23 protein-coding genes are annotated in these 23,549 nt (G+C 67.8%); 14 read left to right on the top strand and 9 right to left on the bottom strand.

Annotated elements, in window-relative coordinates; all coding sequences use genetic code 11:
* Nucleotides 1-73: 73 nt before the first annotated feature.
* The 3 genes from QMO14_RS18475 to QMO14_RS18465 are packed head-to-tail and all read left to right on the top strand — an operon-like array spanning nt 74 to nt 1,361.
* Nucleotides 74-562, top strand: a complete 489-nt coding sequence (locus QMO14_RS18475) for a cupredoxin family protein (RefSeq protein ID WP_301508893.1) — start codon at nt 74-76, stop codon at nt 560-562.
* 11 nt (nt 563-573) lie between these two features.
* On the top strand, nt 574-1,029 hold the full coding sequence (locus QMO14_RS18470; protein ID WP_301508892.1) for a DUF411 domain-containing protein: 456 nt from the start codon (nt 574-576) through the stop codon (nt 1,027-1,029).
* A gap of 41 nt (nt 1,030-1,070) precedes the next feature.
* Nucleotides 1,071-1,361 carry a copper-binding protein gene (locus QMO14_RS18465; protein WP_301508891.1) on the top strand — a complete coding sequence of 97 codons (291 nt, stop codon included), beginning with the start codon at nt 1,071-1,073 and terminating at the stop codon, nt 1,359-1,361.
* Between the two features lie 2 nt (nt 1,362-1,363).
* Here QMO14_RS18465 and QMO14_RS18460 read toward each other — a convergent pair whose 3' ends face one another.
* Nucleotides 1,364-2,665, bottom strand: a complete 1,302-nt coding sequence (locus QMO14_RS18460; RefSeq protein WP_301508890.1) for an FAD-binding oxidoreductase — start codon at nt 2,663-2,665, stop codon at nt 1,364-1,366.
* 41 nt (nt 2,666-2,706) lie between these two features.
* Here QMO14_RS18460 and QMO14_RS18455 point away from each other — a divergent pair, with 41 nt between their 5' ends.
* The 4 genes from QMO14_RS18455 (at nt 2,707) to QMO14_RS18440 (ending at nt 6,272) form a co-directional block, all read left to right on the top strand.
* Nucleotides 2,707-3,735 (top strand): P1 family peptidase, encoded by a 1,029-nt coding sequence (locus QMO14_RS18455; RefSeq protein ID WP_301508889.1) that lies wholly within the window; start codon nt 2,707-2,709, stop codon nt 3,733-3,735.
* Between the two features lie 17 nt (nt 3,736-3,752).
* Nucleotides 3,753-5,141, top strand: coding sequence for a TAXI family TRAP transporter solute-binding subunit (locus tag QMO14_RS18450; RefSeq protein ID WP_301508888.1), 1,389 nt, complete (start codon nt 3,753-3,755; stop codon nt 5,139-5,141).
* 260 nt (nt 5,142-5,401) lie between these two features.
* Entirely contained in the window at nt 5,402-5,890 is a 489-nt protein-coding gene (locus QMO14_RS18445; RefSeq protein ID WP_301508887.1) for a MerR family transcriptional regulator, read from the top strand.
* Nucleotides 5,817-6,272, top strand: coding sequence for a carboxymuconolactone decarboxylase family protein (locus tag QMO14_RS18440; protein WP_301508886.1), 456 nt, complete (start codon nt 5,817-5,819; stop codon nt 6,270-6,272). The genes QMO14_RS18445 and QMO14_RS18440 overlap by 74 nt, the downstream gene beginning before the upstream one ends.
* Before the next feature lie 107 nt (nt 6,273-6,379).
* Here QMO14_RS18440 and ettA read toward each other — a convergent pair whose 3' ends face one another.
* Nucleotides 6,380-8,041, bottom strand: a complete 1,662-nt coding sequence (ettA, locus tag QMO14_RS18435; protein WP_301508885.1) for an energy-dependent translational throttle protein EttA — start codon at nt 8,039-8,041, stop codon at nt 6,380-6,382.
* Nucleotides 8,042-8,344: 303 nt separating this feature from the next.
* On the opposite strand from ettA, the gene QMO14_RS18430 reads away from it, so the two are divergent.
* Complete coding sequence (locus QMO14_RS18430; RefSeq protein ID WP_301508884.1) at nt 8,345-10,135, top strand: DEAD/DEAH box helicase; 1,791 nt, start codon at nt 8,345-8,347, stop codon at nt 10,133-10,135.
* Between the two features lie 118 nt (nt 10,136-10,253).
* Nucleotides 10,254-11,291 (top strand): endonuclease/exonuclease/phosphatase family protein, encoded by a 1,038-nt coding sequence (locus QMO14_RS18425; RefSeq protein WP_301508882.1) that lies wholly within the window; start codon nt 10,254-10,256, stop codon nt 11,289-11,291.
* 12 nt (nt 11,292-11,303) lie between these two features.
* On the opposite strand, the gene QMO14_RS18420 is transcribed toward QMO14_RS18425, so the two are convergent.
* The 5 genes from QMO14_RS18420 to QMO14_RS18400 all read right to left on the bottom strand — a co-directional run bounded on the left by QMO14_RS18420 (nt 11,304) and on the right by QMO14_RS18400 (nt 16,597).
* A complete protein-coding gene (locus tag QMO14_RS18420; protein WP_301508880.1) occupies nt 11,304-12,374 on the bottom strand; it encodes an ABC transporter ATP-binding protein in 1,071 nt (356 codons plus the stop codon).
* A gap of 135 nt (nt 12,375-12,509) precedes the next feature.
* Nucleotides 12,510-13,361 (bottom strand): carbohydrate ABC transporter permease, encoded by an 852-nt coding sequence (locus QMO14_RS18415; RefSeq protein ID WP_301508879.1) that lies wholly within the window; start codon nt 13,359-13,361, stop codon nt 12,510-12,512.
* 82 nt (nt 13,362-13,443) lie between these two features.
* Nucleotides 13,444-14,328, bottom strand: a complete 885-nt coding sequence (locus tag QMO14_RS18410; protein ID WP_301508878.1) for a carbohydrate ABC transporter permease — start codon at nt 14,326-14,328, stop codon at nt 13,444-13,446.
* Nucleotides 14,329-14,377: 49 nt separating this feature from the next.
* Nucleotides 14,378-15,760, bottom strand: coding sequence for an ABC transporter substrate-binding protein (locus tag QMO14_RS18405; RefSeq protein ID WP_301508877.1), 1,383 nt, complete (start codon nt 15,758-15,760; stop codon nt 14,378-14,380).
* 93 nt (nt 15,761-15,853) lie between these two features.
* Nucleotides 15,854-16,597, bottom strand: coding sequence for a FadR/GntR family transcriptional regulator (locus tag QMO14_RS18400; protein ID WP_301508875.1), 744 nt, complete (start codon nt 16,595-16,597; stop codon nt 15,854-15,856).
* Between the two features lie 149 nt (nt 16,598-16,746).
* Between QMO14_RS18400 and QMO14_RS18395 the strand changes: the two genes are divergently transcribed.
* The 5 genes from QMO14_RS18395 to QMO14_RS18375 all read left to right on the top strand — a co-directional run bounded on the left by QMO14_RS18395 (nt 16,747) and on the right by QMO14_RS18375 (nt 21,321).
* The gene (locus QMO14_RS18395) at nt 16,747-18,483 is read left to right on the top strand and encodes an IlvD/Edd family dehydratase (RefSeq protein ID WP_301508873.1); all 1,737 of its coding nucleotides are present in this window, start codon (nt 16,747-16,749) and stop codon (nt 18,481-18,483) included.
* 1 nt (nt 18,484) lies between these two features.
* Nucleotides 18,485-19,396, top strand: a complete 912-nt coding sequence (locus QMO14_RS18390; RefSeq protein WP_301508871.1) for a 2-dehydro-3-deoxygalactonokinase — start codon at nt 18,485-18,487, stop codon at nt 19,394-19,396.
* Nucleotides 19,393-20,040 carry a 2-dehydro-3-deoxy-6-phosphogalactonate aldolase gene (locus QMO14_RS18385; RefSeq protein WP_301508870.1) on the top strand — a complete coding sequence of 216 codons (648 nt, stop codon included), beginning with the start codon at nt 19,393-19,395 and terminating at the stop codon, nt 20,038-20,040. Before QMO14_RS18390 ends, QMO14_RS18385 begins: the two co-directional genes overlap by 4 nt.
* 32 nt (nt 20,041-20,072) lie before the next feature.
* Nucleotides 20,073-20,810 carry an aldolase gene (locus QMO14_RS18380; protein WP_301508869.1) on the top strand — a complete coding sequence of 246 codons (738 nt, stop codon included), beginning with the start codon at nt 20,073-20,075 and terminating at the stop codon, nt 20,808-20,810.
* A gap of 196 nt (nt 20,811-21,006) precedes the next feature.
* Nucleotides 21,007-21,321: a hypothetical protein gene (locus QMO14_RS18375; protein WP_301508868.1), complete on the top strand. Its 315-nt coding sequence runs from the start codon at nt 21,007-21,009 to the stop codon at nt 21,319-21,321.
* A 42-nt stretch (nt 21,322-21,363) separates the two neighbouring features.
* Here the strand turns inward: QMO14_RS18375 and QMO14_RS18370 are convergent, their stop codons facing one another.
* Nucleotides 21,364-22,080, bottom strand: a complete 717-nt coding sequence (locus QMO14_RS18370) for an SDR family oxidoreductase (protein WP_301508866.1) — start codon at nt 22,078-22,080, stop codon at nt 21,364-21,366.
* A gap of 43 nt (nt 22,081-22,123) precedes the next feature.
* Nucleotides 22,124-23,545, bottom strand: coding sequence for an MATE family efflux transporter (locus QMO14_RS18365; RefSeq protein ID WP_301508864.1), 1,422 nt, complete (start codon nt 23,543-23,545; stop codon nt 22,124-22,126).
* Nucleotides 23,546-23,549 lie beyond the last annotated feature (4 nt).

Raw genomic sequence — 23,549 nt, 5'->3', positions numbered from 1 at the left:
GGCTCTTTCGGGGCGCTCGGTGGGTTGACATTGCCTTCTTCGTTGTCTCATCAAGTCCATCGCCACGGGCCTCGTGCTCGCGGCAGCGGCCACGGCCTCGCTGGCCCACGAGGCCCACAACAAACCCAAGCCCAAGGGTGCCGCCGAGCTCGCCCCCGAGCAGAAGCCCTGGGGCATCGCCGGCAAGAGCAGCGCGGTGAAACGGACCATCGACATCGCGATGGCCGACGACATGAGCTTCACGCCCTCGGTCATCGAGGTGCGCGAGGGCGACACCGTCCGCCTGCGGCTGAAGAACCGCGGCAAGGAGCTGCACGAACTGGTGCTCGGCACCACCGCCGAGATCGAGGCCCACGCGGCCATGATGAAGAAGTTTCCGGACATGGAGCACGACGATCCATGGATGGTCCACGTGCCCGCCGGCAAGACCGGCAGCATGGTCTGGACCTTCAACCGCGCCGGCGACTTCGACTTCGCCTGCCTCGTGAAGGACCACTACGAACTCGGCATGGCAGGCCGCGTCCGTGTGCTGCCTGCCGCCACCGGCGGCAACAAATCCTGAAGGAGACCCCCATGAAGAGAAGACGCGTGTTGCTGGCATTGGCTTCCACCGCCATGCCTTTCGCCTCGACCACCGCGCTGGCCGCGGCGCCGATGGTCGAGATCTGGAAAGACCCGAACTGCGGCTGCTGCCAGGACTGGGTGAAGCATCTCAACAAGAACGGCTTCGCCACGCGTGTGCACGACGAAGGCAACACGGCGGCGCGCACCCGGCTCGGCATGCCCGCCAAGCTGGGCTCGTGCCACACGGGCCTCGTGGGCGGCTATGCCATCGAAGGCCACGTGCCCGCGCGCGAAGTGCAACGGCTGCTGAAGGAAAAGCCCAAGGCTGTCGGCCTTGCCGTGCCCGGCATGCCGGTCGGCTCGCCGGGCATGGACGGCCCCGCCTATGGCGACCAGCGCGATCCCTACGACGTGCTGCTGGTGTTGGCCGATGGCAGCACGCGCGTCTACCAGAGCTATCGCTGAATCGATCCTCGAACCACCCAGACAAGGAAAGCACATTCATCATGAAGAAACTGTTCACCGCCCTCTCCGCCGCCCTGCTCGCCGCCGCGGCCTTCGCTCAGGCCGCCCTGCCCTCTGTCGAGGGCGAGGTGCGCAAGGTCGACCTCGACGCGAAGAAGATCACGCTGAAGCACGGCGACATTCCCAACCTCGAGATGACCGGCATGACGATGGTCTTCCGCGTGAGCGACCCCGCGCTGCTGTCCAAGGTGAAGCCGGGTGACAAGGTGCAGTTCACCGCCGACAAGGTCGACGGCGCGCTCACGGTGCTGTCGATCGCGCCGGCGAATTGAGGCTATCGCCGGAAGCGCGCCGGGTCGAAGGGCGCCAGCGCGATCTCCGGCGCGGCACCTGCGAGCAGTTGCGCAGCCAGCCTGCCCGTGCGCGCCGAACCGCACAGGCCGACGTGGCCGTGCCCGAAGGCGAGCACGATGTCGGCGCTGGCACCTGACGGGCCGATGCAGGGCAGGCCGTCGGGCAGGCTCGGGCGATGCCCCAGCCAGTGCTTCACCGAGGCCGAGCCCGGGGCGGCTGGTGCGAGCGAGGGAAACATCGATTGCAGATGCGCGTGCAGGATTTCGGCGCGGCGCCAGTCCGGCGCGGCTTCGAGGCCCGCGATCTCCACCTGCCCTGCCGCGCGCAGGCCGCCGTCCATCCAGTGAGCGATGAGCTTGCCGTCGGCCACCATGGTCGGCGTGCGCGGGCCGGCCTTGGCGTCTTCGACGACCACGTGGTAGCCGCGCTCCGATTCCAGCGGCACCGCCGAGCCGGCCGCCGCCGCCAGCGGGCCCGAGCGGGCGCCGGCACAGATGGCAGCGGCGTCGCAGGCGATCTCGCCGGTATCGGTGAGCACGGCTCGCAGCCGGCCGCCCTCGATGCGGAAACCAGTCGCGCGAGCCGCAATGCGCTCAGCGCCCGCGTCGAGCGCATGCCGTGCCAGCGCGGCCACGTAGCGGCCCGGGTCGCGGCAGTGGCCGGCCTCGGGCACGAAGATGCCGAGCGTGTAGCGCGCATCCAGGTCGGGCTCGCGGCGGCGCAGTTCGTCCAGCGGCCATTCCTCCCACTGCACGCCGGTGCGCCGGCGCACGCGCCAGCCGAGCGCGTCGCCCTCGAACTCGGTACGCGAGCGGTAGGCGTGGAGCAGCCCGCGCCGCTCGATGAGCTGCGGCACGCCGGCCTCGGCGGCCAGTTGCGCATGCAGCGCCGGCGCGTCCGACAGCAGCGTGCGCAGCGCGTCCGCCGTGCGCTGCACGCGCGCCTCGGTCCAGCCCGAGGCCAGGTAGCGCAGCAGCCACGGCAAGGCGCGCGGCAGGTAGCGCCAGCGCAGGGCCAGCGGCCCGAGCGGATCGGCCAGCCAGCCCGGCACCTTGCGCCATGCGCCCGGCAGCGCGGGCGGCACCACCGAGTGCGACGAGAGCCAGCCGGCATTGCCGTAGCTGGTGGCATGCGGGCCGCCGGGCTCGCCGGGCTCCAGCACCGTCACGCGCAGACCCGCGCGCAGCGCCTCGATGGCCGTGGCGCTGCCGACCGCGCCCGCGCCGATCACCACCACGTGGCGAGTCCCGCCGGGGAAAGAGAAACTTCTTGCAACCGTCATGGAGGGCGATCGTAGAGGGTGCGGTCTCATAATCGGCCGCCATGTCAGCCCAGTCATCCACTTTCTCCCATTCCGCCGGTGCCATCACCGACGTCGCCGGCATCGAGGTCGGCCATTTCACCGAGACGCGCCGCCCCACCGGCTGCACCGTGATCATGGCGCGCGAAGGCGCCGTGGCCGGCGTGGACGTGCGCGGCGCCGCGCCCGGCACGCGCGAGACCGACCTGCTCTCGCCCGGCAACCTCGTGCAGCAGGTGCACGCGGTGATGCTCGCGGGCGGCAGCGCCTGGGGCCTCGCTGCGGCCGAAGGCGCGATGCGCTGGATGGAGGAGCGCGGCATCGGCATGGACGTGCGCTTCGGCACCCTGCCGATCGTGCCGGCCGCGGTGCTGTTCGACCTGCCCATGGGCGACGCGCGCATCCGACCCGACGCGGCCGCCGGCTATGCGGCCTGCGAGGCCGCCAGTACCGGCGCACCCGCCGAGGGCAACGTGGGCGCCGGCACCGGCGCACTGGTGGGCAAGCTCTTCGGCGTGCATCGCGCGATGAAGGGCGGCGTCGGCACCGCATCGGTCAAGGTGGGAGGCGTCACCGTGGGCGCGATCATCGCGGCGAATCCGCTGGGCGACGTGATCGACCCCGACACCGGCCAGCCCGTGGCGGGCGCGCGCACCGAGGACGGCAAGGCCCTGCTCGACACCCGCCGCGCCCTGCTGCGGGGCCTGAGCCCCAAGCCGCTGCTCGCGGGCACCAACACCACCATCGGCGTGATCGCCACCGACGCGGTGCTGACCAAGGTGCAGGCCAACCGCCTCGCCATGGTCGCGCACGATGGGCTGGCGCGCTCCGTCAACCCGGTGCACACCATGAGCGACGGCGACACCCTGTTCGCACTGGCCACCGGCCGCGTGCCGCTGGAGGGCGACGCGCCCGGCATGACGGTGCTTAGCACCATGGCCGCCGAGGTCGTCGCCATCGCCACGCTGCGCGCGGTGCAGGCCGCGCGCAGCGTGACGGTGGACGAGCTGCACATTCCCTGCGCCGCGGACCTCGGCAAGGCGCGCGGCTGACCAGGGGAGGCACAACCATGGCGTTCCCCAGGACCCTGAAGCTGATACTGCTGTCGATCCGCGACCTGATCGCTTCGGCGGGGCCGATCCTGTTCATCGTCGTGGGGCTGCTGGTCGCGGCCTACTGGTGGCTGCAGCCGCAGCCGCCCAAGCACGTGACGCTGGCCACCGGCCCCACGGGCAGCGCCTACGCCCAGTTCGGCAAGCGCTATGCCGAGGCGCTCAGGCACAACGGCATCGAGGTGGAACTCAAGCCCACCTCGGGCTCGACCGAGAACCTGCAGCTGCTGCGCACCGGGGGCGCCGACGTGGGCTTCGTGCGCGGCGGCAGCGCCGACCCGGTGGCCGACGAGGAAGCCGGACTCACCTCGCTGGGCAGCCTGTTCTACGAGCCCATCTGGCTCTTCTACCGCACCGACACCGCGCAGAAGATCGACCGCAAGACGGCCACGCTGACCTCGCTCACCCAGTTGCGCGGCCTGCGCGTCAACGTCGACCTGCCCGGCAGCGGGCTGCCCGACATCATGGAGCGCATGCTCAAGGCCAACAAGCTCGGCCCCGACGACCTGCTGCTGTCGAACCTGGAGCAGGCCTCGGCCGCCGAGGCGCTGGAGGCCGGCCTCCTCGACGCCATCGTGCTGTCTTCCGCGCCGCAGTCGCCGCAGGTGCAGCGGCTGCTGCGGTCAGACTCGATCAAGCTCATGGACTTCGGGCAGGCCGACGCCTACTCGCGGCGCTTTCCCTTCCTCTCGGCCGTGACGCTGTCGCGCGGGATGATCGACCTGTCGAAGGACTTGCCGCCGCACGACGTGTCACTGCTCGCGGCCACCACCTCGCTGCTGTCGCGCGACGAGACCCACCCCGCGCTGCGCCAGCTCTTCGCGCAGGCCGCGCAGACAGTGCACAGCGGCGCCGGCTGGTTCAACCGGGCGCGCGACTTCCCCAACACCCGCACCAGCGAACTGCCGGTGAGCCCCGAGGGCGACCGCGCCATCAACGGCACGCCGCCGGTGTGGCAGCGCTACCTGCCCTTCTGGGCCAGCAACCTCGTCGAACGCATGTGGCTGGTGCTCGGCGGCCTGCTGGTGCTGATGCTGCCGCTGAGCCGCGTGGTGCCGCCGCTGTACCAGTTCCGCGTGCGCCGGCGCGTCTTCCGCTGGTATGCGCGGCTGCGCGACATCGAGGCGAAGGTCGATGCGCACAAGGGCGAGCAGAAAGACCTGCTCGAAGACCTCGACCAGCTCGACCGCGTGGTCAACAAGGTGGCGGTGCCGCTGTCGTACGCCGACGAGCTCTATGCGCTGCGCAACAACATCTACGCGGTGCGAAAGAGGGTGCTGGCCAGGACGCCGCAGGGCGCCGTGACCGAAGCGGCCCCGACGACTGCCGCGAACGATGCCACCTGACGAGGTCCGGCCCAGCACGTTGCGCACGCGGTCGATTTCGTACAGCCGCCCGGCGGCGCGGGCCGGTTGCGCCCGTGCTTCTGCAAGCCTTCGCGGCGAAGCGGTCGTTCGCGTGGACGATCTGCCCCGCGTGCAGGCCCTTGCCTTCGTCAACAGCCTGCGCGGCCGGATCGATGCCGACCTGCTGCCGCAGGCCTCCTGAAAAATAGTTCGACAAAGCGCTTGACTTAGAGCGCGCTCCAATTTCGAGAATCGACGCCATGGAAACCAGCCTGACCATTGCGGAAGTCGCAGAACGAACCGGCCTCACGGCCCACACGCTGCGGTACTACGAGCGTATCGGGCTTATCGCGGCGGTGTCTCGCGCACCCGGCGGCCAGCGCCGCTATGCGGGCGCCGACATGGAGTGGCTGGCTTTCCTGTTGCGCCTGCGCGAGACCGGCATGCCCATCCAGGGCATGCAGGCCTTCGCCAGGCTTCGAAGCCAGGGGGACGCCAGCGTCGGCCAGCGGCGCGAGATGCTCGAAGAGCACCTTGCCGAAGTCCAGGCCCGGGTGGCGGCACTGCAGCAATCGATGCAGGCGCTGTCACTCAAGATCGACCACTACCGCGCGGTCGAGAAGACGAGGAAGTGCCCTCCTTCATCGGGCACTACCCCGAAAGGAAAGACGAGCAATGACGAACACACAACAGGACCAGGGCCACGACGACAACCTGCGCTACGCGCGCGGCCTCGCAAAGCTTCATGAAATCGACGGCGAAGGCGGCGTGAAAGTGGTCGAAAGCCTGGCCGGCATCGCGCCCGACTTCGCCCGCCTGCTGATCGAGTTCCCCTTCGGCGACATCTACTCGCGCCCCGGCCTCGACCTGCGCTCGCGCGAGATCGCCGTGGTGGCCGCGCTCACCGCGCTTGGCAACGCAGCGCCGCAGCTCAAGGTGCACATCCAGGGCGCGCTGAACGTGGGCGTGACGCGCGACGAGGTGGTCGAGGTCATCATGCAGATGGCGGTGTACGCGGGCTTTCCGGCGGCGCTCAACGGCCTCTTCGCGGCGCGCGACGTGTTCGCGGCGGAGGATGAAAAAAGCGCGCGATCCCAGGAGGAACCGCGCGCTGTTGCCGAAGCGATCTGAGCCCATTCCGGGAACACCGCGGAGCCGGCTTTGCCGGGCCTCCGGTGTTGCCCCCTGCAGGGGGTAGGCGAAGCGACACGAAGTGTCGCGCAGCCTGGGGGCGAGCCCTATTTCAGCGCCTTGTAGCGCATGCGCTTGGGCTTCGCGCCTTCTTCGCCCAGGCGCTTCTTCTTGTCGGCTTCGTACTCCTGGTAGTTGCCGTCGAAGAAGGTCCACTGGCTGTCGCCTTCGGCCGCGAGGATGTGCGTGGCGATGCGGTCGAGGAACCAGCGGTCGTGGCTGATCACCATGACCGTGCCGGCGAATTCGAGCAGCGCGTCTTCGAGCGCGCGCAGGGTTTCCACGTCCAGGTCGTTCGAGGGTTCGTCGAGCAGCAGCACGTTGCCGCCGGCGATCAGCGTCTTGGCCAGGTGCAGGCGGCCGCGCTCACCACCCGACAGCGTGCCGACCTTCTTCTGCTGGTCGGCGCCGTTGAAGTTGAAGCGGCCCGCATAGGCGCGGCTGGCCATCTGGAACTTGCCGACGTTGATGATGTCCAGGCCGTTCGAGATGTCTTCCCACACGGTCTTCTGGTCGCCCAGCGCGTCGCGCGACTGGTCGACGAAGGCCATCTTCACGGTTTGGCCGATGACGACCTCGCCCGAATCCGGCTTTTCCTTGCCTGCCAGCAGCTTGAACAGCGTCGACTTGCCGGCGCCGTTCGGGCCGATGATGCCGACGATGGCGCCCGCAGGCACGTTGAAGCTCAGGTTGTCGATCAGCATGCGGTCGCCGAAGGACTTGCTGACGTTCTTGAACTCGAACACCTGGCTGCCCAGTCGCTCGGCCACGGGAATGAAGATTTCCTGAGTTTCGTTGCGCTTCTGGTATTCGACGTCGCTCAGCTCCTCGAAGCGGGCCAGGCGCGACTTGCTCTTGGCCTGGCGTGCCTTCGGGTTCTGGCGCGACCACTCGAGTTCCTTCTTCAGGGCCTTGGCGTGGGCTTCCTCGCTCTTCTGCTCCTGCGCCAGGCGCTCGCCCTTCTGCTCGAGCCAGGTGCTGTAATTGCCCTTCCATGGAATGCCGCGGCCGCGGTCCAGTTCGAGGATCCACTCGGCGGCGTTGTCGAGGAAGTAGCGATCGTGGGTGATGGCCACCACGGTGCCCGGGAAGCGCTGCAGGAACACTTCGAGCCACTCGACCGATTCGGCGTCCAGGTGGTTGGTCGGTTCGTCGAGCAGCAGCATGTCGGGCTTGCTCAGCAGCAGGCGGCACAGCGCGACGCGGCGCTTCTCGCCGCCGGAGAGCACGCCGATCCTGGCGTCCCAGGCCGGCAGGCGCAGGGCGTCGGCGGCGATCTCGAGCTGGTGCTCGGAGTCGGTGCCGGCCGTGGCGATGATGGCTTCGAGCTCGGCCTGCTCGGCCGCAAGAGCGTCGAAATCGGCATCTTCGGCTGCGTACAGCTCGTAGACCTCTTCAAGGCGCTTCTTGGCGGCGTTGACGGCGCCCATCGATTCCTCGACCGATTCACGCACCGTGTGCTCGGGGTTGAGCTTGGGCTCCTGCTCCAGGTAGCCGATGGTCAGGCCGGGCATGGGCAGCGCCTCGCCCTCGATTTCCTTGTCGACGCCCGCCATGATCTTGAGCAGCGTGGACTTGCCCGAGCCGTTCAGGCCGAGCACGCCGATCTTGGCGCCGGGGAAGAAGGACAGCGAAATGTCTTTCAAGATCTGCCGCTTGGGCGGCACGGTCTTGCTGACACGGTTCATCGAATAGACGTATTGAGCCATGTGTGGTTGGTTACCTTGGGTAGCGGGGATTCGAAGGAATGCGCGGCCGCCGGAATGCAGGCATTCGGGCGCGGCAAACCACCGATTATCGACTCATGCGACAATACGCTCCGTTGCCGGGTCCAGTTGCCCGCAACACCGGCTCTCTGCCGGGGACGAAGAAAGGTCCATTTCAACCCTTTTGCGAGGGCGGACTTTCCGGCTCCCACCCCTGATCCTCATCTGCCTTGACTGGCTCGGCGTTGTCTAGAAACGCCTGGCGGGCCGATGCCACCGCGCCGTGTATGGCGCTTGTTGTTTCCAATGAATTTTGACGAACTGAAGCTGGCTCCCGCCATCTTGAAGGCTGTGCACGAGCACGGCTACGACTCCCCCACCCCCATCCAGGCGCAAGCCATCCCCGCGGTGCTCGAGGGCCACGACCTGCTCGGCGGCGCCCAGACCGGCACCGGCAAGACCGCCGCCTTCACGCTGCCAATGCTGCACAAGCTCAGCATGAGCCGCAGCGCCACCAACAAGTTCGGTGGCACCGGCGTTCGCGCCCTCGTGCTGACCCCCACGCGCGAACTCGCCGCCCAGGTCGAGGAATCGGTTCGCACTTACGGCAAGTACCTGCAGCTCGACTCGACCGTGATCTTCGGCGGCGTCGGCATGAACCCGCAGATCGCCAAGCTCAAGAAGGGCGTCGACATCCTCGTGGCCACCCCCGGCCGCCTGCTCGACCTGCAGCAGCAGGGCATGCTCGACCTGGGCCAGGTCCAGATGCTCATCCTGGACGAAGCCGACCGCATGCTCGACATGGGCTTCATCCACGACGTGAAGAAAATCCTTGCGCTGGTGCCCAAGGAAAAGCAGAGCCTGCTGTTCTCGGCCACCTTCAGCGACGACATCCGCGACCTCGCGGCCACGTTGCTGAAGAACCCGCAGAGCATCCAGGTCACGCCGCGCAACACCACGGTGCAGCGCATCACCCAGGTGATCCACCCCGTGGGCCGCGGCAAGAAGAAGGCGCTGCTCGCGCACATCATCAACGAGAACAAGTGGAGCCAGGTGCTCGTGTTCACGCGCACCAAGTTCGGCGCCAACAGCGTGGCCGAATTCCTCACCAAGAACGGCATCGAGGCGATGGCGCTGCATGGCAACAAGAGCCAGAGCGCCCGCACGCAGGCACTGGCCGGCTTCAAGAGCGGCGAGATCCGCGCGCTGGTGGCCACCGACATCGCCGCCCGCGGCATCGACATCGACGAACTGCCGCACGTCGTGAACTACGAGATCCCCAACGTCAGCGAAGACTACGTGCACCGCATCGGCCGCACGGGCCGCGCCGGCTCCAGCGGCGAGGCCGTGAGCTTCGTGTGCCTGGACGAAGAAGGCTTCATGCAGGAGATCGAGCGCTTCACCAAGCAGACGATTCCCGTGCAGATCGTCGAAGGCTTCGGCCCCGAGGAAGGCGAGCGCGCAGAGCCCATCGCCATGGGTCGCCAGACCATCTGGGGCGGCGCCGGCCGTCCGCCGAGCCGCGAAGTCATGCAGGCGGCCGCCAAGGCCGCCCGCACCGAGATGCTGCAGCGCATCCGCGAGAACAAGGCCGGCCAGGGCGGCGGCAACGGTGGTGGTGGCGGCAATGGCGGCCAGCGCCGTGGCGGTGGCCAGGGCCAGGGTGGCGGCCAGGCCCGCAATGCCAACGGCGGCGGACAAGGCCAGGGCCCGCGCGGCCCGGGTGGCCGCGCACCGCAAGGCCGCGGCCCGCAAGGTCCGGCACGCGCGCCGCACCATGCACCGCATCAACAAGCCCATCAGCCGCATGACGAGCGCCAGCCGCGCCATCACGGCAACAGCCACAGTCCGACGCAAGCCAACCAGGTCGCGCACCTGCGTGCCGAAGCGGTCGCAGGCGGCGCAGGCCAGCCGGATCCGTTGCGCACCAGCGTCGACCACATGGGCGGCGGCCGCGGACGCGGTCGTCCGGGTGGCGGCGGTGGGGGTGGCTACGGCGGCAACCGTTCGGGCGGTGGTGGCCGTTCGGGTGGTGGAGGCTACGGCGGCGGTGGCGGCCGTTCCGGTGGCGGCGGTGGCCGTTCTTTCGGCCGCTGAGGCGACAAAGCACACCCATCCGGGCGGCACGCCTGCCCGGAACCAGAACAAGGGCGCTTCGGTGCCCTTTTTCATTGGTGGCGCGGCACCGCCCTGCCCGGGCCACAATCGTTACGCCATGCAATACATCCCACCCAACTACGCCACCCTCTTCGTAGCCACCTGCAACCTTCTCAACCTCGCGAACCCGAACCGGACGTACTACGAGAACCAGGACGCCTACACCGAGCGCGAGTACGAGCGGAAGATCGAGTGGACCGGCGAGCGCTTCCATGCGCTCAATGCCGACGTGCTGGCAGTGCAGGAGGTGTGGGACGAAGGGGCGCTGAAGGCCGCCATCGCGCGCAGCGGCCTGCGCTACGACTTCGTCTCGGTGCCCGGCGCGGAGAACACGCCGCCGCCCGGCAGTCCCGCCGGCACGCCTGCGAGAACGGGCGCACAGGGCACGCCGCGCGTGGGCATCGCGACCCGGCTGAAGGTGGACGAGGTCCGTTCCTTCGGCGATTTCCCGCCAGGCTTCGGCGTCGAGGTGCCGGGCCTTGGCCCGCACACGCGCTTCGAACGCCCGCCCCTGCTCGCCACGGTGCGCATGAAGCACGGCCAGCAGGTGCACGTGCTCACGGTGCACCTGAAGTCCAAGCGCCCCAAGTTCCTGCAGGACGCGCAAGGCAATCCCCTCGAGGACCGCGACGACCGCAAGGTGGGCGTGATGGCCTCGCTTCGCTCGCTGCTGATGCGCGGCGCGGAAGCCGCCGCCCTGCGCTGCATCGTGATCGACCTGCTGCAGGGCACGGACGTGCCGCTGGTGGTGATGGGCGACTTCAACGACAACCCGCACAGTGTGACCACGCAGCTCGTGGCCGCCACCTCCGAGGTGGCCTACGACAAGGCCGCGCGCGACGTGGCGCTTTTCAACGCCTACGAGATGCAGGGCGAGGCGGCGCTCAAGAAGGACGTGGCCTACTCGCACATCCACCAGGGCTACCCGGAGGTGCTCGACCAGATCTTCGTGAGCGAGGAATTCGTCGCCACCAGCCGGCACAGCCTGGGCGACGTGCGGCGCGTCGACTATTTCAACGACCACCTGCACGAAGGGCGCGACCGCTCGCGCTCCGATCACGGCTTCGTGCGCGCCCTCCTGCGGCTGCGCACGTAGCCACGATCAGGTTCAGCCCATGCGGCGGCCGGTCTGCCGATCGAACAGGTGCACGTTCTCCGATTCGATGGCCAGCCGCACGATGGCGTCGGGCCCGGCGTCGACGCGGCCGTGCACCGCGAGCACCAGCCTTGCCTCGCCGACCTGCACCAGCAGCTCGGTCTCGGCGCCGGTGGGCTCGACCACGATGACCCTGGCTTCGACGCCGTGCGATCCGCCGCCCAGCGTCATGTCGCCGGGCCTGACGCCGTAATGCACCGGCTGGCCGTCGGGTGCCGACGTGGCGGCAGGAACCGGCCAGCGCGCGCCCTGCGCCTCGACCCAGCATTCGCCGCCCGAGCGCCGCACCGTGCCCTCGATGACGTTCATCGACGGCGAGCCGATGAACTGCGCGACGAACAGGTTGTCGGGCCGGTCGTACAGGTCCAGCGGCGTGCCGATCTGCTCGACGATGCCGTCGTGCATCACGACGATGCGGTCGGCCATGGTCATGGCCTCGATCTGGTCGTGCGTGACGTAGACGGTGGTGGTCTTCAGCCGTTGATGCAGTGCCTTGATCTCGGCACGCATCGCCACGCGCAGCTTGGCGTCGAGATTCGACAGCGGCTCGTCGAAGAGAAACACCTTCGGGTCGCGCACGATGGCCCGGCCCATGGCCACGCGCTGGCGCTGGCCGCCCGAGAGCTCGCGCGGATAGCGGCCCAGCAGCGCGTCGAGGTTGAGGATCTTCGCGGCCTTGGTCACGCGCTCGTCGGTCACCGACTTGTCGGCGTTGCGCAGCCGCAGGCTGAAGCCCATGTTCTCGCCCACGGTCATGTGCGGATAGAGCGCATAGCTCTGGAACACCATGGCGATGTCGCGGTCCTTCGACTCGAGGTCGTTGACCACGCGGCCGTCGATGACGATCTCGCCGCCGCTGATGTCCTCCAGGCCCGCGAGCATGCGCAGCAGCGTCGACTTGCCGCAGCCCGAAGGGCCGACCAGCACGACGAACTCGCCGTCGGTGATGTCGAAGCCCAGGCCCTTGATGATCTGGACCTTGCCGAAGGATTTCTGGATATTGCGAAAGGATACGGATGCCATGGAATCTCTCTCTTCAGTGTGTCGTTGCACCTCGGGTCCTGCGCGGAACACCGCGGCACCGGCTTTGCCGGGCCGCTGATGTCGCCCCCTGCAAGGCGGTTGGCGAAGCGACGCGAAGTGCGCGAAGACTGGGGGTTAGCTCTTTACCGCTCCGGCGGTGATGCCGCCGACCATGTAGCGTTTGAATGCGTAGTAGATGGCTGCCGGGGGCAGCGCGTAGATGAGGCCGGTGGCCATCAGCAGCTCCCAGGGCGAATCGTCCGCCGAGAGGAAGTTGCCCAGCGCCACCGCCAGCGTCACGCTCTTGTCGTTCGACAGCAGCAGGAAGGCATAGAGGTACTCGTTCCAGGCCAGCAGCAGCGAGTACGTGCCCACGGCCACCAGCGAGGGCACCATCAGCGGCAGGTACACGAGGCGGAACAGTTGCAGCGGCGAGGCACCATCCATGCGCGCGGCCTCGTCGAGCTCGTAGGGCAGCTTGTCGGAGGCCTGCTTCAGCACCCAGATGCAGTACGGCGAGGCGATGGTCACCATCGCGAGGATCAGCGCCCACTGGCTGTTGAGCAGGCCGTAGTTGCCCATGGTCTTGTACATGGGCACCGCGAGGAAGGCGGCCGGGATGAAGTACGTGAACAGCGCCATGTTCATCACCGTGCGCCCGCCGCGCACACGCAGCCGGCTGATGGCGAACGCCGCCGTGGTCGCCACGAAGAGCGTGAGCACGCCCACCGACAGCGCGATCAGCAGCGAGTTCCACAGCTGCAGCCAGAAGTGGTCGAGGTAGAAGTGCTTCTGCTGGAACACGATGCGGAAGTTGTCCAGCGTCGGGTTCTTGGGCCACAGGTGGCCCGAGGTCGCGGAGTCCTTCGACGAGATCGCGAACAGCACCATGTGGTAGACCGGGATCAGCGTCCACAGCAGCACCGGGATGCCGATGAGCAGCAGCCGGGCCTCGGTCAGCACGGCTTTTGGGGTCCAGCGCTTCATATCGCCCTCCGACGAGCCGCCTCCAGGAGGGCGGACGCCCCCTCGAGAGGCAGTGAATACACGAAGTGATGAACGTGGGGGCTCATTTCGAGAGCCTCTTCATCATGAAGTACACGAGCGGCAATACGAGCGGCATGGCCACCACGATGGACGCCATCGACAGGTCGACCTGGTCGAGCCGCAGGTAGCGGATGCCCAGCGTGGCGAGCACGTGCGTGAGGTCGGCGGGTCCGCCGCCGGTCAGCAGGTACACGCTGTTGAAGTCGCCCAGCGTCCAGATCATCGAGAGGATGAGCGAGGTGATGTAGAGCGTCTTGAGCGCGGGCCAGCTCACGAAGCGGAACTTCTGCCACGACGAGGCGCCGTCGACGGAAGCCGCCTCGTACTGCTCGGTGGGAATGGCCAGGCGGCCGGCCACGAGAATGAGCGTCCAGAACGGCAGCGACTTCCAGATGTGCACGAGCATCGCGAAGGCCAGCGCCAGCGAAGGATCGTTGAGCCAGTTGGGGCCGTCGGCGCCGGTCAGGCGGAAGATGGTGCTGTTGATCACGCCCCACTCCGGGTTGAGCATGAAGCGGATCGACAGGATGGTTGGAATGGAGGGCATCGCCCACGGGAGGATGAAGATCGCCGAGACGATCTTGATCCACCAGCGCGATGTCACGAAGAAACCCGAGAGCACCAGCGCCACGAGCATCTTGAGGTTGATCGCCACGACCAGGAAGATGGCCGTGTTGATCACGGAACGGAAGAAGATCGGGTCTTCGACCAGCTTCACGTAGCTTTGCGGATGGCGGGCGAGCCAGAGGCCGTAGCCCACCGGGTACAGCACGAACACCACGAACACCAGCAGGTAGGGCACGACCATGACCGCGCCCCAGAACTGCCAGCGCGCATGCCGCGCCCCGGGATTGACGACAGGCGTCGACGTGGTCGACGACGCGGCGGCGGTGGCAGTGGCGCTCATGGCATGCAGCTGCTGTTGTTGCTGGCAACGTGTGTCGTGCGTGCGCGGCTTACTGCCCCGCCACAGTCTTGATGCGGGCGATCATCTCGTCCACCGCCTTGTCCACCGGCACCTTGTCGGTCACGACGCGGCTCATGGCCTTGGCCCAGACGTTCTCGTTGTTCAGCACGGTGAACTTGTAGTTCTTCGTGAATTCGAAGGTCACGGTGCCGGCCGCGTACTGGTTGTAGACCGAGAGGCGGTGCGGGTCGGCCTTCCAGAAGTCACGCTGCTGCGCGGCCTTGGTCACCGGGAACCAGCGGCCGAGCGAACCCTCGACGTACGGCGTGAGGTTTTCCTCCTGCATCAGGAACGACACGAACTCCTTGGCGCGGGCCTTGTTCTTCGCGTCCTTGAAGATCACACCGGTCTTCACCGCCGTGCGGTAGACCATCTTGCCGCCATCGGGCTTGTTCGGAAAACCGGCCGTGCGGATGCGCTCGGTGTAGTTCTTGCGCGCCTCTTCACGCTGCTCGGGAGTGAGCGATGCGTTGTTCGAGTCGTCGAGCCACTTGGCGGCGATGGAGATGGTCGCGTTGTGCGTCATCACGGTCGTCTTGTTGTGGAAGGCGACGTTGTTGTCCGGGTCCTTCCAGCTGGTGGAAGAAGGCGGCGTGCAGCCCTTGAGATAGGGTGTGGTGTAGTCGGTCATGGCGGCGATCAGGCCGGCGCGCACCTTCGGGTCGTCCACCAGCAGCTTGCCGTTGTCGTCCACCAGCTTGACGTTGTAGGCGTCCATGAAGGTCAGGAACGAATAGAACGCATCGCTCGAATCCACGCCCATCGGCATGCCGATGCCGAAGGTGCGCTTGCCGCTTTCCTTGCGGCTTGCGGGCTGCACCTTCTCGCACCAGAACGACCAGTAATCCTTCCATCCGGTGGGGATGTCGGACTCCTTGAACCCGGCCTCGGCCAGCATGTCGCGCCAGTACTCGATGTGCATCGTCTGCTGCTTGATCGGGAAGGCGTAGTACGCCTTGCTCTTGGTCTGGTCGTTGTAGAGGTAGGTGGTCTCCAGCGTGTTGGGCGCGAAACGGTCCTTCATGGGCGTGAGCACGCTGCTGATGTCTTCGAGCTTGCCGTCGTAGGCCCACTTGCCGGTGACCTGGAAGTCGTAGACGTCGGCGTACGCCACGTCGGGCGGGCTGCCAGAGTCGAGCGCGGACACGGTCTTGGGGATCATGTCCTGGATCGGGTACTGCGACAGCTCGATCTTCACGTTCTTGTTCTTCTCCTCGAACTTCTTGATGGCGGCGTACAGCGCGTCGTCCTCCGCCTTGTAGAAGCCCTTGACCCACCAGACGGTGAGTTTTTCCTGCGCGGCGACGTGGCCTGCCGACAGCAGGCCCATCGCGACCAGCGTCGGCGCGATCAGCGACTTGACGAGTTTCATGGACGTTGTCTCCTTCTTTTCTAGGGTGGAATCTGCTCGGCGCGCGAGCGTGGGGTGAAAAACCTGACGACGACCGCAGGCGGGCCAGGATGGCTAGCCGGCCTTGAGCCGCGGCGGGGGGCGGCTCAGGCGCGGCAATCGGCGGCGCGAACCCAACACGTCCTCGATGTCCTGGCGGGCACCGTCGATGAGGCGGATGATCGCGCGCTCCGCCCTGTCCGGGTCATGCGCGATCACCGCGTCCAGCACCGCGCGATGCAGCGGCAGCGACAGCGCCGGGCCGTCGGGCTTGGTGGTCGATATCTCGAAGCTGGTGCGCAGCAATGCGTTGAGCACCTTGCTCATCTGCGCGAGCATGCGGTTGCGCGCGGCAGCCAGCAGTCCGTTATGGAACCGCAGATCGAAGGTGACGTAGTCGCCGCCGTTCTCCACGGCTTCCTTCATGCCCGCATAGGCGCGCTCGATCTCGTCGATGTCTTCTTCGGCAGCCCTCTCCGCAGCCAGCCGCACCGCCGCGGGCTCGACCACCCTGCGCAGGTCCTGCAGGTCGCGCAGGAACTCGGGCGTGAGGCCGGCACGTGCCTGCCAGGTGATGACGTCGGGGTCGAACCAGTTCCACTTGTCCTTGGGCAGCACGCGCGTGCCGACCTTCGGCCCGGTAACGATGAGTCCCTTGGCAGCCAGCGACTTGATGGCCTCGCGCACCACGGTGCGGCTCACACCGAGTTCCTCGCCAAGAACAGGCTCGGCGGGTATCGACGCGCCGATGGCATAACGACCCGACACCACGGCTTCACCGAGCAGCTCGAGCGTTCGACCGTGGATGTTCTTGATCATGTGCGATGTGAATTCCGGTATCCCGCCGATCCAAAAAACAAAGGCTCTGGCAGGCTGTCCGCGCTTATCATATGATGATTGAAACTGCAGCCCTGCAGGACAAACCCTGAGGTTTGTCATCACAAAAAACGGCACTCGGAGACAACCCCATGAGCACGATCCCCAAGAAAAAACCAGGCGAACTTCGCAGCCAGCAATGGTTCGGCCGCAACGACCGCGACGGCTTCATCTACAGAAGCTGGATGAAAGGCAAGGGTGTGCCGCACGACCAGTTCGATGGCCGTCCGGTCATCGGCATCTGCAACACCTTCAGCGAACTCACGCCCTGCAACTCGCACTTCCGCACGCTCGCGGAGCAGGTGAAGATCGGCGTGTATGAGGCAGGCGGCTTCCCGCTCGAGTTCCCGGTGATGTCGCTCGGAGAGACACTGCTGCGCCCCACAGCCATGCTGTATCGCAACCTTGCGAGCATGGACGTGGAAGAAAGCATCCGCGGCAACCCGCTCGACGGCGTGGTGCTGCTCATGGGCTGCGACAAGACCACGCCCGCGCTGATGATGGGCGCGGCCAGCGTCGACCTGCCGACCATCGGCGTGTCGGGCGGCCCGATGCTCTCGGGCAAGTGGCGCGGCCAGGAGCTGGGCTCCGGCACCGGCGTATGGCAGATGAGCGAGCAGGTGCGCGCGGGCACGCTCAAGCTGCAGGAATTCTTCGAGGCCGAGAGCTGCATGCACCGCAGCCACGGGCACTGCATGACGATGGGCACCGCGAGCACCATGGCCAGCATGGTCGAGTCGCTGGGCATCGGCCTGCCGGGCAACGCGGCCTACCCCGCCGTCGACGGCCGGCGCAACGTGCTCGCGCGGCAGGCGGGCCGGCGCATCGTCGGCATGGTCCATGAGGACATGAACATGTCGAAGATCCTCACGCGCCAGGCCATCGAGAACGCGATCAAGGTCAACGCGGCCATCGGCGGCTCGACCAACTTCGTGATCCACCTGCTTGCCATCGCGGGCCGCATGGGCGTCGAACTCACGCTCGACGACTTCGACCGCCTGGCCGCCGAGCTGCCCTGCCTGGTCAACCTGCAGCCGTCGGGCCAGTACCTGATGGAAGACTTCTGCTACGCGGGTGGCCTGCCCGTGGTCATCAAGGAGATTGCCGAGCACCTGCACAAGGACGTGATCACCGCCACGGGCCGGAGCCTGTGGGAGAACGTGAAGGACGCCGAGAACTTCAACCCGCAGGTCATCCGCACCCTGGCCGAGCCCTTCAAGGACAAGGCCGGCATCTGCGTGCTGCGCGGCAACCTCGCGCCCAACGGCGCCATCATCAAGCCCAGCGCGGCCACGCCCGAGCTGCTGGTGCACAAGGGCCGCGCGGTGGTGTTCGAGAGCGCCGAAGACCTGCACAAGCGCATCGACGACGAGAACCTCGACATCGACGAGAACTGCGTCATGGTGCTCAAGAACTGCGGGCCGAAGGGCTACCCCGGCATGGCCGAGGCCGGCAACATGCCGCTGCCGCCGAAGGTGCTGCGCAAGGGCATCACCGACATGGTCCGCATCAGCGACGCGCGCATGAGCGGCACGGCCTACGGCACCGTGGTGCTGCACACCGCGCCCGAGGCGGCCGCGGGCGGCCCGCTGGCGCTGGTGCAGGACGGCGACATCGTCGAGCTCGACGTGCCCAACCGCAAGCTGCACCTGCACGTGAGCGACGAAGAGCTCGCGAAGCGCCGCGAGAAGTGGGTCGCGCCCAAGGCGCCGCTGGAATCCGGTTACTGGAAGTTGTACGTCGATACAGTTTTGCAGGCTGACCAAGGGGCTGACCTGGCCTTCCTGCGTGGTCGCCGCGGGGCATTCGTGCCGCGCGACAATCACTGAGATGACAAGACTGGTAGCAATCGACTGGGGCACGAGTTCACTGCGCGGCGCGCTGCTGGACACCAGCGGCAAGGTGCTCGAAGAGCGCAGCGATGCGCGCGGGATTCTCACGGTGCCCGAAGGCGGCTTTCCGGCCGTCTTCGACAAGCTCGTCGGCGACTGGATGCGCCTCGAAGGCGCACGCTGCCTGATCTCCGGCATGGCCGGCAGCAAGCAGGGCTGGGTGGAGGCGCCCTACTGCGCCTGCCCCGCCGGCCGCGTCGAAGTGGGCCGCCGGATCATCGACATCGACGCCGTTCCGGGTGCGCGCATTGCAATCGTGCCGGGCCTGAGCGACGAGCACGCCGGCGTGCCCGACGTGATGCGCGGCGAGGAAGTGCAGATCTTCGGCGCGATGGAGCTCACCGGCCTGAGCGAAGGTGTCTTCGTGCTGCCCGGCACGCACAACAAGTGGGCCTTGGTGAAGAAGGGCCGCGTCGCGGGCTTCCGCACCTACATGACGGGTGAGTTCTACGCGCTGCTGAGCCAGCATTCGATACTGGCGCGCACGCTCGATGCGTCGGCGCCGCTCGACGAAGCGGCCTTTCTCGAAGGCGTGACGCGCTCCGAGAACGGACACGGCCTGCTGCACAACGCCTTCGGCACCCGCACGCTGGCGCTGTTCGAGCGCATGCCCAAACAGGAGCTGTCGAGCTATCTCTCGGGCCTGCTGATCGGCGAGGAGTTGCGCACGCAGGCGCTGCAGGCTTCCGGCGAGGTGATCCTGATCGGCTCGTCCAACCTCACCGAGCGCTACACGCTGGCCCTGCGCGCCACCGGCGTAGCCACGCGTACGCTGGGCGCCGAGGCCACCTGGGCCGGACTGCACGCGCTGTCCGGCTTTCTCGATTCCTCCGACAGAATTCCCGCATGAGCGCTCCCACCCCCCTAGAAAAATTCGACGCCGCGATGCGCGAGCTGCCGCTGGTGGCCATCCTGCGCGGCCTCACGCCCGCCGAAGCGGGCGACGTCGGCGACGCCATCGTCGAGCCCGGATTCCGGCTGCTCGAAGTGCCGCTGAATTCGCCGCAACCGCTGGAAAGCATCGCGCTGATGCGCAAGCGCTTTCCGCAGGCGCTGGTCGGCGCCGGCACGGTGCTCGGCGCGCGGCAGGTGCGCGAGGTGCATGCGGCGGGCGGCGAACTGATCGTCTCGCCCAACTTCAATGCCGAAGTCATCGCCGAGGCGGTGCGGCTGGGCATGGTGTGCCTGCCCGGCGTGATGACGCCGACCGAGGCCTTCGGCGCGCTCGCGGCCGGTGCCACGGGGCTCAAGCTGTTCCCGGCCGAACTTGCCTCGCCCGCCGTGGTGAAGGCCCTGCYGGCCGTGCTGCCGGCCGGCACGCCGGTGATGCCCGTGGGCGGCATCGCCCCCACCAACATGGCCGAGTGGCGCGCGGCCGGTGCCGCCGGCTTCGGCATCGGTTCCTCGCTCTACAAGCCGGGCAAGCAGGCTTCGGCGGTGCGCGAGGACGCACGCAAGTTCGTTGCCGCCTGGCAAGGCCTCACGCTCGCCTGACCATCCCCAAGAAGAAAAGGAGACCCTCACCGATGTCTGCCGATTCCCTCTACGCCAGCCCCGCCGTGCGCAAGCTGCGCGAAGACCTCGCCCTCGCCCTGCGCGCCGCCGACCATCACGGACTGTCGGAAGGCGTCTGCAACCACTTCAGCGTGATGCTGCCGGGCGCGCAGGACCGCTATCTCATCAACCCGCGCGGCTTGCACTGGAGCGAGATCGGCCCCGACGACATCGTGCTGATCGACGTGCACGGCGAGGTGCTGGCGGGCCGCCACCGCGTGGAGCCGACCGCCCTCTTCATCCACGGCGCAGTGCACCGGCTCACCGGTCACGCGGTGGTGCTGCACTGCCACATGCCCTACGCCACGGCGCTCACGATCACGGTCGACCGCGCGCTCGACCCGACCGCGAGCCAGAACGCGATGCGCTACATGAACCGCATCGCCATCGACGCCGAGTACAACGGCCTCGCACTCGACGACGCCGAGGGCGAGCGCATCGCCCGCGCGATGGCCGGCAAGGACGTGGCCTTTCTCGCGAACCACGGCGTGATCGTGGCCGGTGGCTCCATCGCCCATGCCTACGACGATCTCTACTACCTGGAGCGCGCCTGCCTGCACCAGGTGATCGCGCAGTCGACCGGCCGCCCGCTGGCGCCCGTGGACCCGAAGCTGGCCGCCCATGTGGCGGCGCAGATCCAGGGCGAGCGCGAGCAGTCCGACCTGTTCTTCGAGGCCCTGCGCCGCCTGCTGCCCGCACCGCGCGGCTGAGCCTTCGGCCGATAGAGCCGATGGCCTACTCCGCGGGAACGTTCCGCGGAGCAAAGTCCCTTCACAATTGTGTCTTGCCAGTGCGGCGCTCGGCGCGCACCGGCTTACAGCTCTTCATCCGATTTCGCTCGAGCCTTACACGAACTTAACAAAAGGCCGCGAGGATGAGGCTTCCAATTCACAACCGGGGGATCAGATGAAAAAGCTTACTTTCGCATTCGGCGCCGCGGCCCTGCTCTCGCTGGCCGCCATCAGCGCACCCGCCCAGGCACAGACGGGCGGCTCGTTCATCCAGGCGCAGGTGTACGTCGTGCCGGCACCGCCTCCGCCGCGCCGCTACTACGCGCCGCCGCCGCCTCCGCCGCGCCACTACTACGGCCCCGGCTACCGCCATGGCCATCACTACGACCGCCGCTGGGACGATCGCCGCCGCTATGGCCGCCGCGACAACGACGGCGACGGTGTGCCCAACCGTTACGACCGCCGTCCCAACAACCCCTATCGCTACTGATCGGGATGATCGAGACCCGGGCCCCGCGCCCGGGTTGCTCGTTCAGTCGGCCTGGGGCACGTTCGCATAGGGCGGCGTCACGCTCGACAGGCCCTGCTTGAGCTGCCGCGAAGTCTCGTCCGCCAGCACCTCGGCCTGGCCCGCTTCGAAGCCGGACAGCGCCTGGTGCGCCACGTCGTCCGGAGCGGCTTTGGGCGGGCCCTGGATGTGCGATGTCATATCGGTGTCCATGTAGCCCACGTGCAGGCTCGTGACCTGCGTGCCCTGCCCGGCCAGTTCGTTGCGCAGCCCGTTGCTCAGCGACCATGCAGCCGACTTGGTCGCGCTGTAGGTCGCCACGCTCGGGAAGGTGGTCCATGCCAGCGCCGACAGCACGTTGATCACGCCCCCGCCGCCGTTGGCCGCGAGCACCGGCGCAAAGGCCTGCGTGATCGCCCAGGGGCCGAAGAAGTTGGTCTCGAACTCGGCGCGCGCCGCAGCCACTGCATCGGGCGAGCCCAGGAAACTCGAGCCGCGCGAGATGCCCGCGTTGTTGACCAGCACCGTCACGTCGCCACAGGCACGCACGGCCGCCTCGATCTGCGTGGGCTGCGTCACGTCGAGCGCCACAGGCGTCACGCCGGGCAAGTCGATGCTCCTGGGATCGCGCGCCGCACCGTAGACCTTGCGTGCGCCCGCGGCGAGCGCGGCCTTCGCGAAGGCGAGACCGAGGCCGCGATTGGCGCCGGTGATGAAGACCACGGAGTCCTTGATTTTCATGATGAGTCTTTCGTTGGTTGAAGGATGCATGAACAGATGAATCTCAGGCCTGCGCCATGCGCCGCAGCAGTCCGGTGGTGGTGCGCGGCCATCCGACGCGACCGAACCAGGCGCCGCCCGCGATCGCCGATGCGGTCACGATGCCGTACACCGCCAGCGCCACGCCCTGTGCCGTGAATACGCCGGTAAGCCCGGCGCCCCATTTCAACGCAAGCAGGCCGCCGGTGCCCGCTACCGCCAGGCGCGCGATGTTGCCGAGCATCGGCCACAGCAGCCGGCCCGCGCCCTGCGAGGCGAAGTAAAGGACCAGCCCGACGCCGAAGAGGCCGTACATCGGCCCGACCACGCGCAGGTAGTGCGCGCCGGTCTCCAGCATCGCCGGGTCATTGCCGAACAGCAGCAGCCACGGACGCGGGAACAGCGCCGCCGCGAGGCCGATCGTCTCCGTGAGCGTGAAGGCCAGGGCCGCGCCGGTCCAGGTGGCGCGCAGGGCCCGCTCGCGCAGCCCTGCCCCCATGCAGGTGCCGACCATCGCCACCAGCGGCGCGCCCAGGCCGAAGACCAGCGGCACCAGCAGGTATTCGAGCCGCGAGGCCGTGCCGTAGCCGGCCAGCGCGCCCGAGCCGAAATGCCCGGTCAGCGCGGTGGCGATGCCGATGGAAAGATTGGTTGCCACCGTCGACACCGCGCCCACCAGCCCGATGCGCAGGATGTCGCGGAACAGCGGCCAGCGCAGCTTCAGCGCGTCGAGCGTGGGCTTCAACAGGCTGCGCGGCGAGCGCAGGTAGGCGATGAGCGCGATGGAGCCCAGCAGGTAGTAAAGCAGCAGCGCGATCGCGCCGCCCGCGATGCCCATGCCCGGCAGCGGCCCGACGCCGAAGATCAAGAGCGGCGAGGCCGGGATGAGGAACACCACCCCCACCACGGTCACGTTCGCCGGCACCGACATGTTGCCGGTGCCGCGGATGATGGCGCCGAGCGAGTTGAAGAGCCACACCAGCGTCGCGCCCGCGAACACCCAGTTGGAGTACGTGAGCGCGGCCTCCAGCGCGGCCCCGGTGCCGCCCATCACACCGTAGAGCCAGCGCCCGCCCAGCAGCAGCGCCAGCGTGAAGCACAGGCCGAAGCCCAGCGCAATGACGATGGCGTGCCACACCAGCGCGTCGGCGTCGTCGCGGCGGCGCGCGCCGAGCGCACGGGCGATGGACGAGGCGATGCCGCCGCCCATGGCGCCGCTGGAGGTCATCTGCATCAGCATCACGATGGGAAACACCAGCGCCATGCCGGCCAGCGCGTCGGTGCCGAGCTTGCCGACGAAGTAGGTCTCTATGAGGCCGACGCAGGCTTGCGCCACCATCACCAGCACGTTGGGCGCGGCCAGGCGCAGCAGCGTGGGGACGATGGGCGCCTCGAGCAGGCGGCGCGTGCGCGGGTCGAGTTCGGTGGTGCCGTGGGGTGCGGTCATGGCT

The sequence above is a fragment of the Variovorax sp. CAN15 genome (assembly GCF_030462475.1).
Classification (GTDB): domain Bacteria; phylum Pseudomonadota; class Gammaproteobacteria; order Burkholderiales; family Burkholderiaceae_C; genus Variovorax.
The sequence above is the reverse complement of the archived record's forward strand: the minus strand, read 5'-3'. Positions and strand labels throughout refer to the sequence as shown.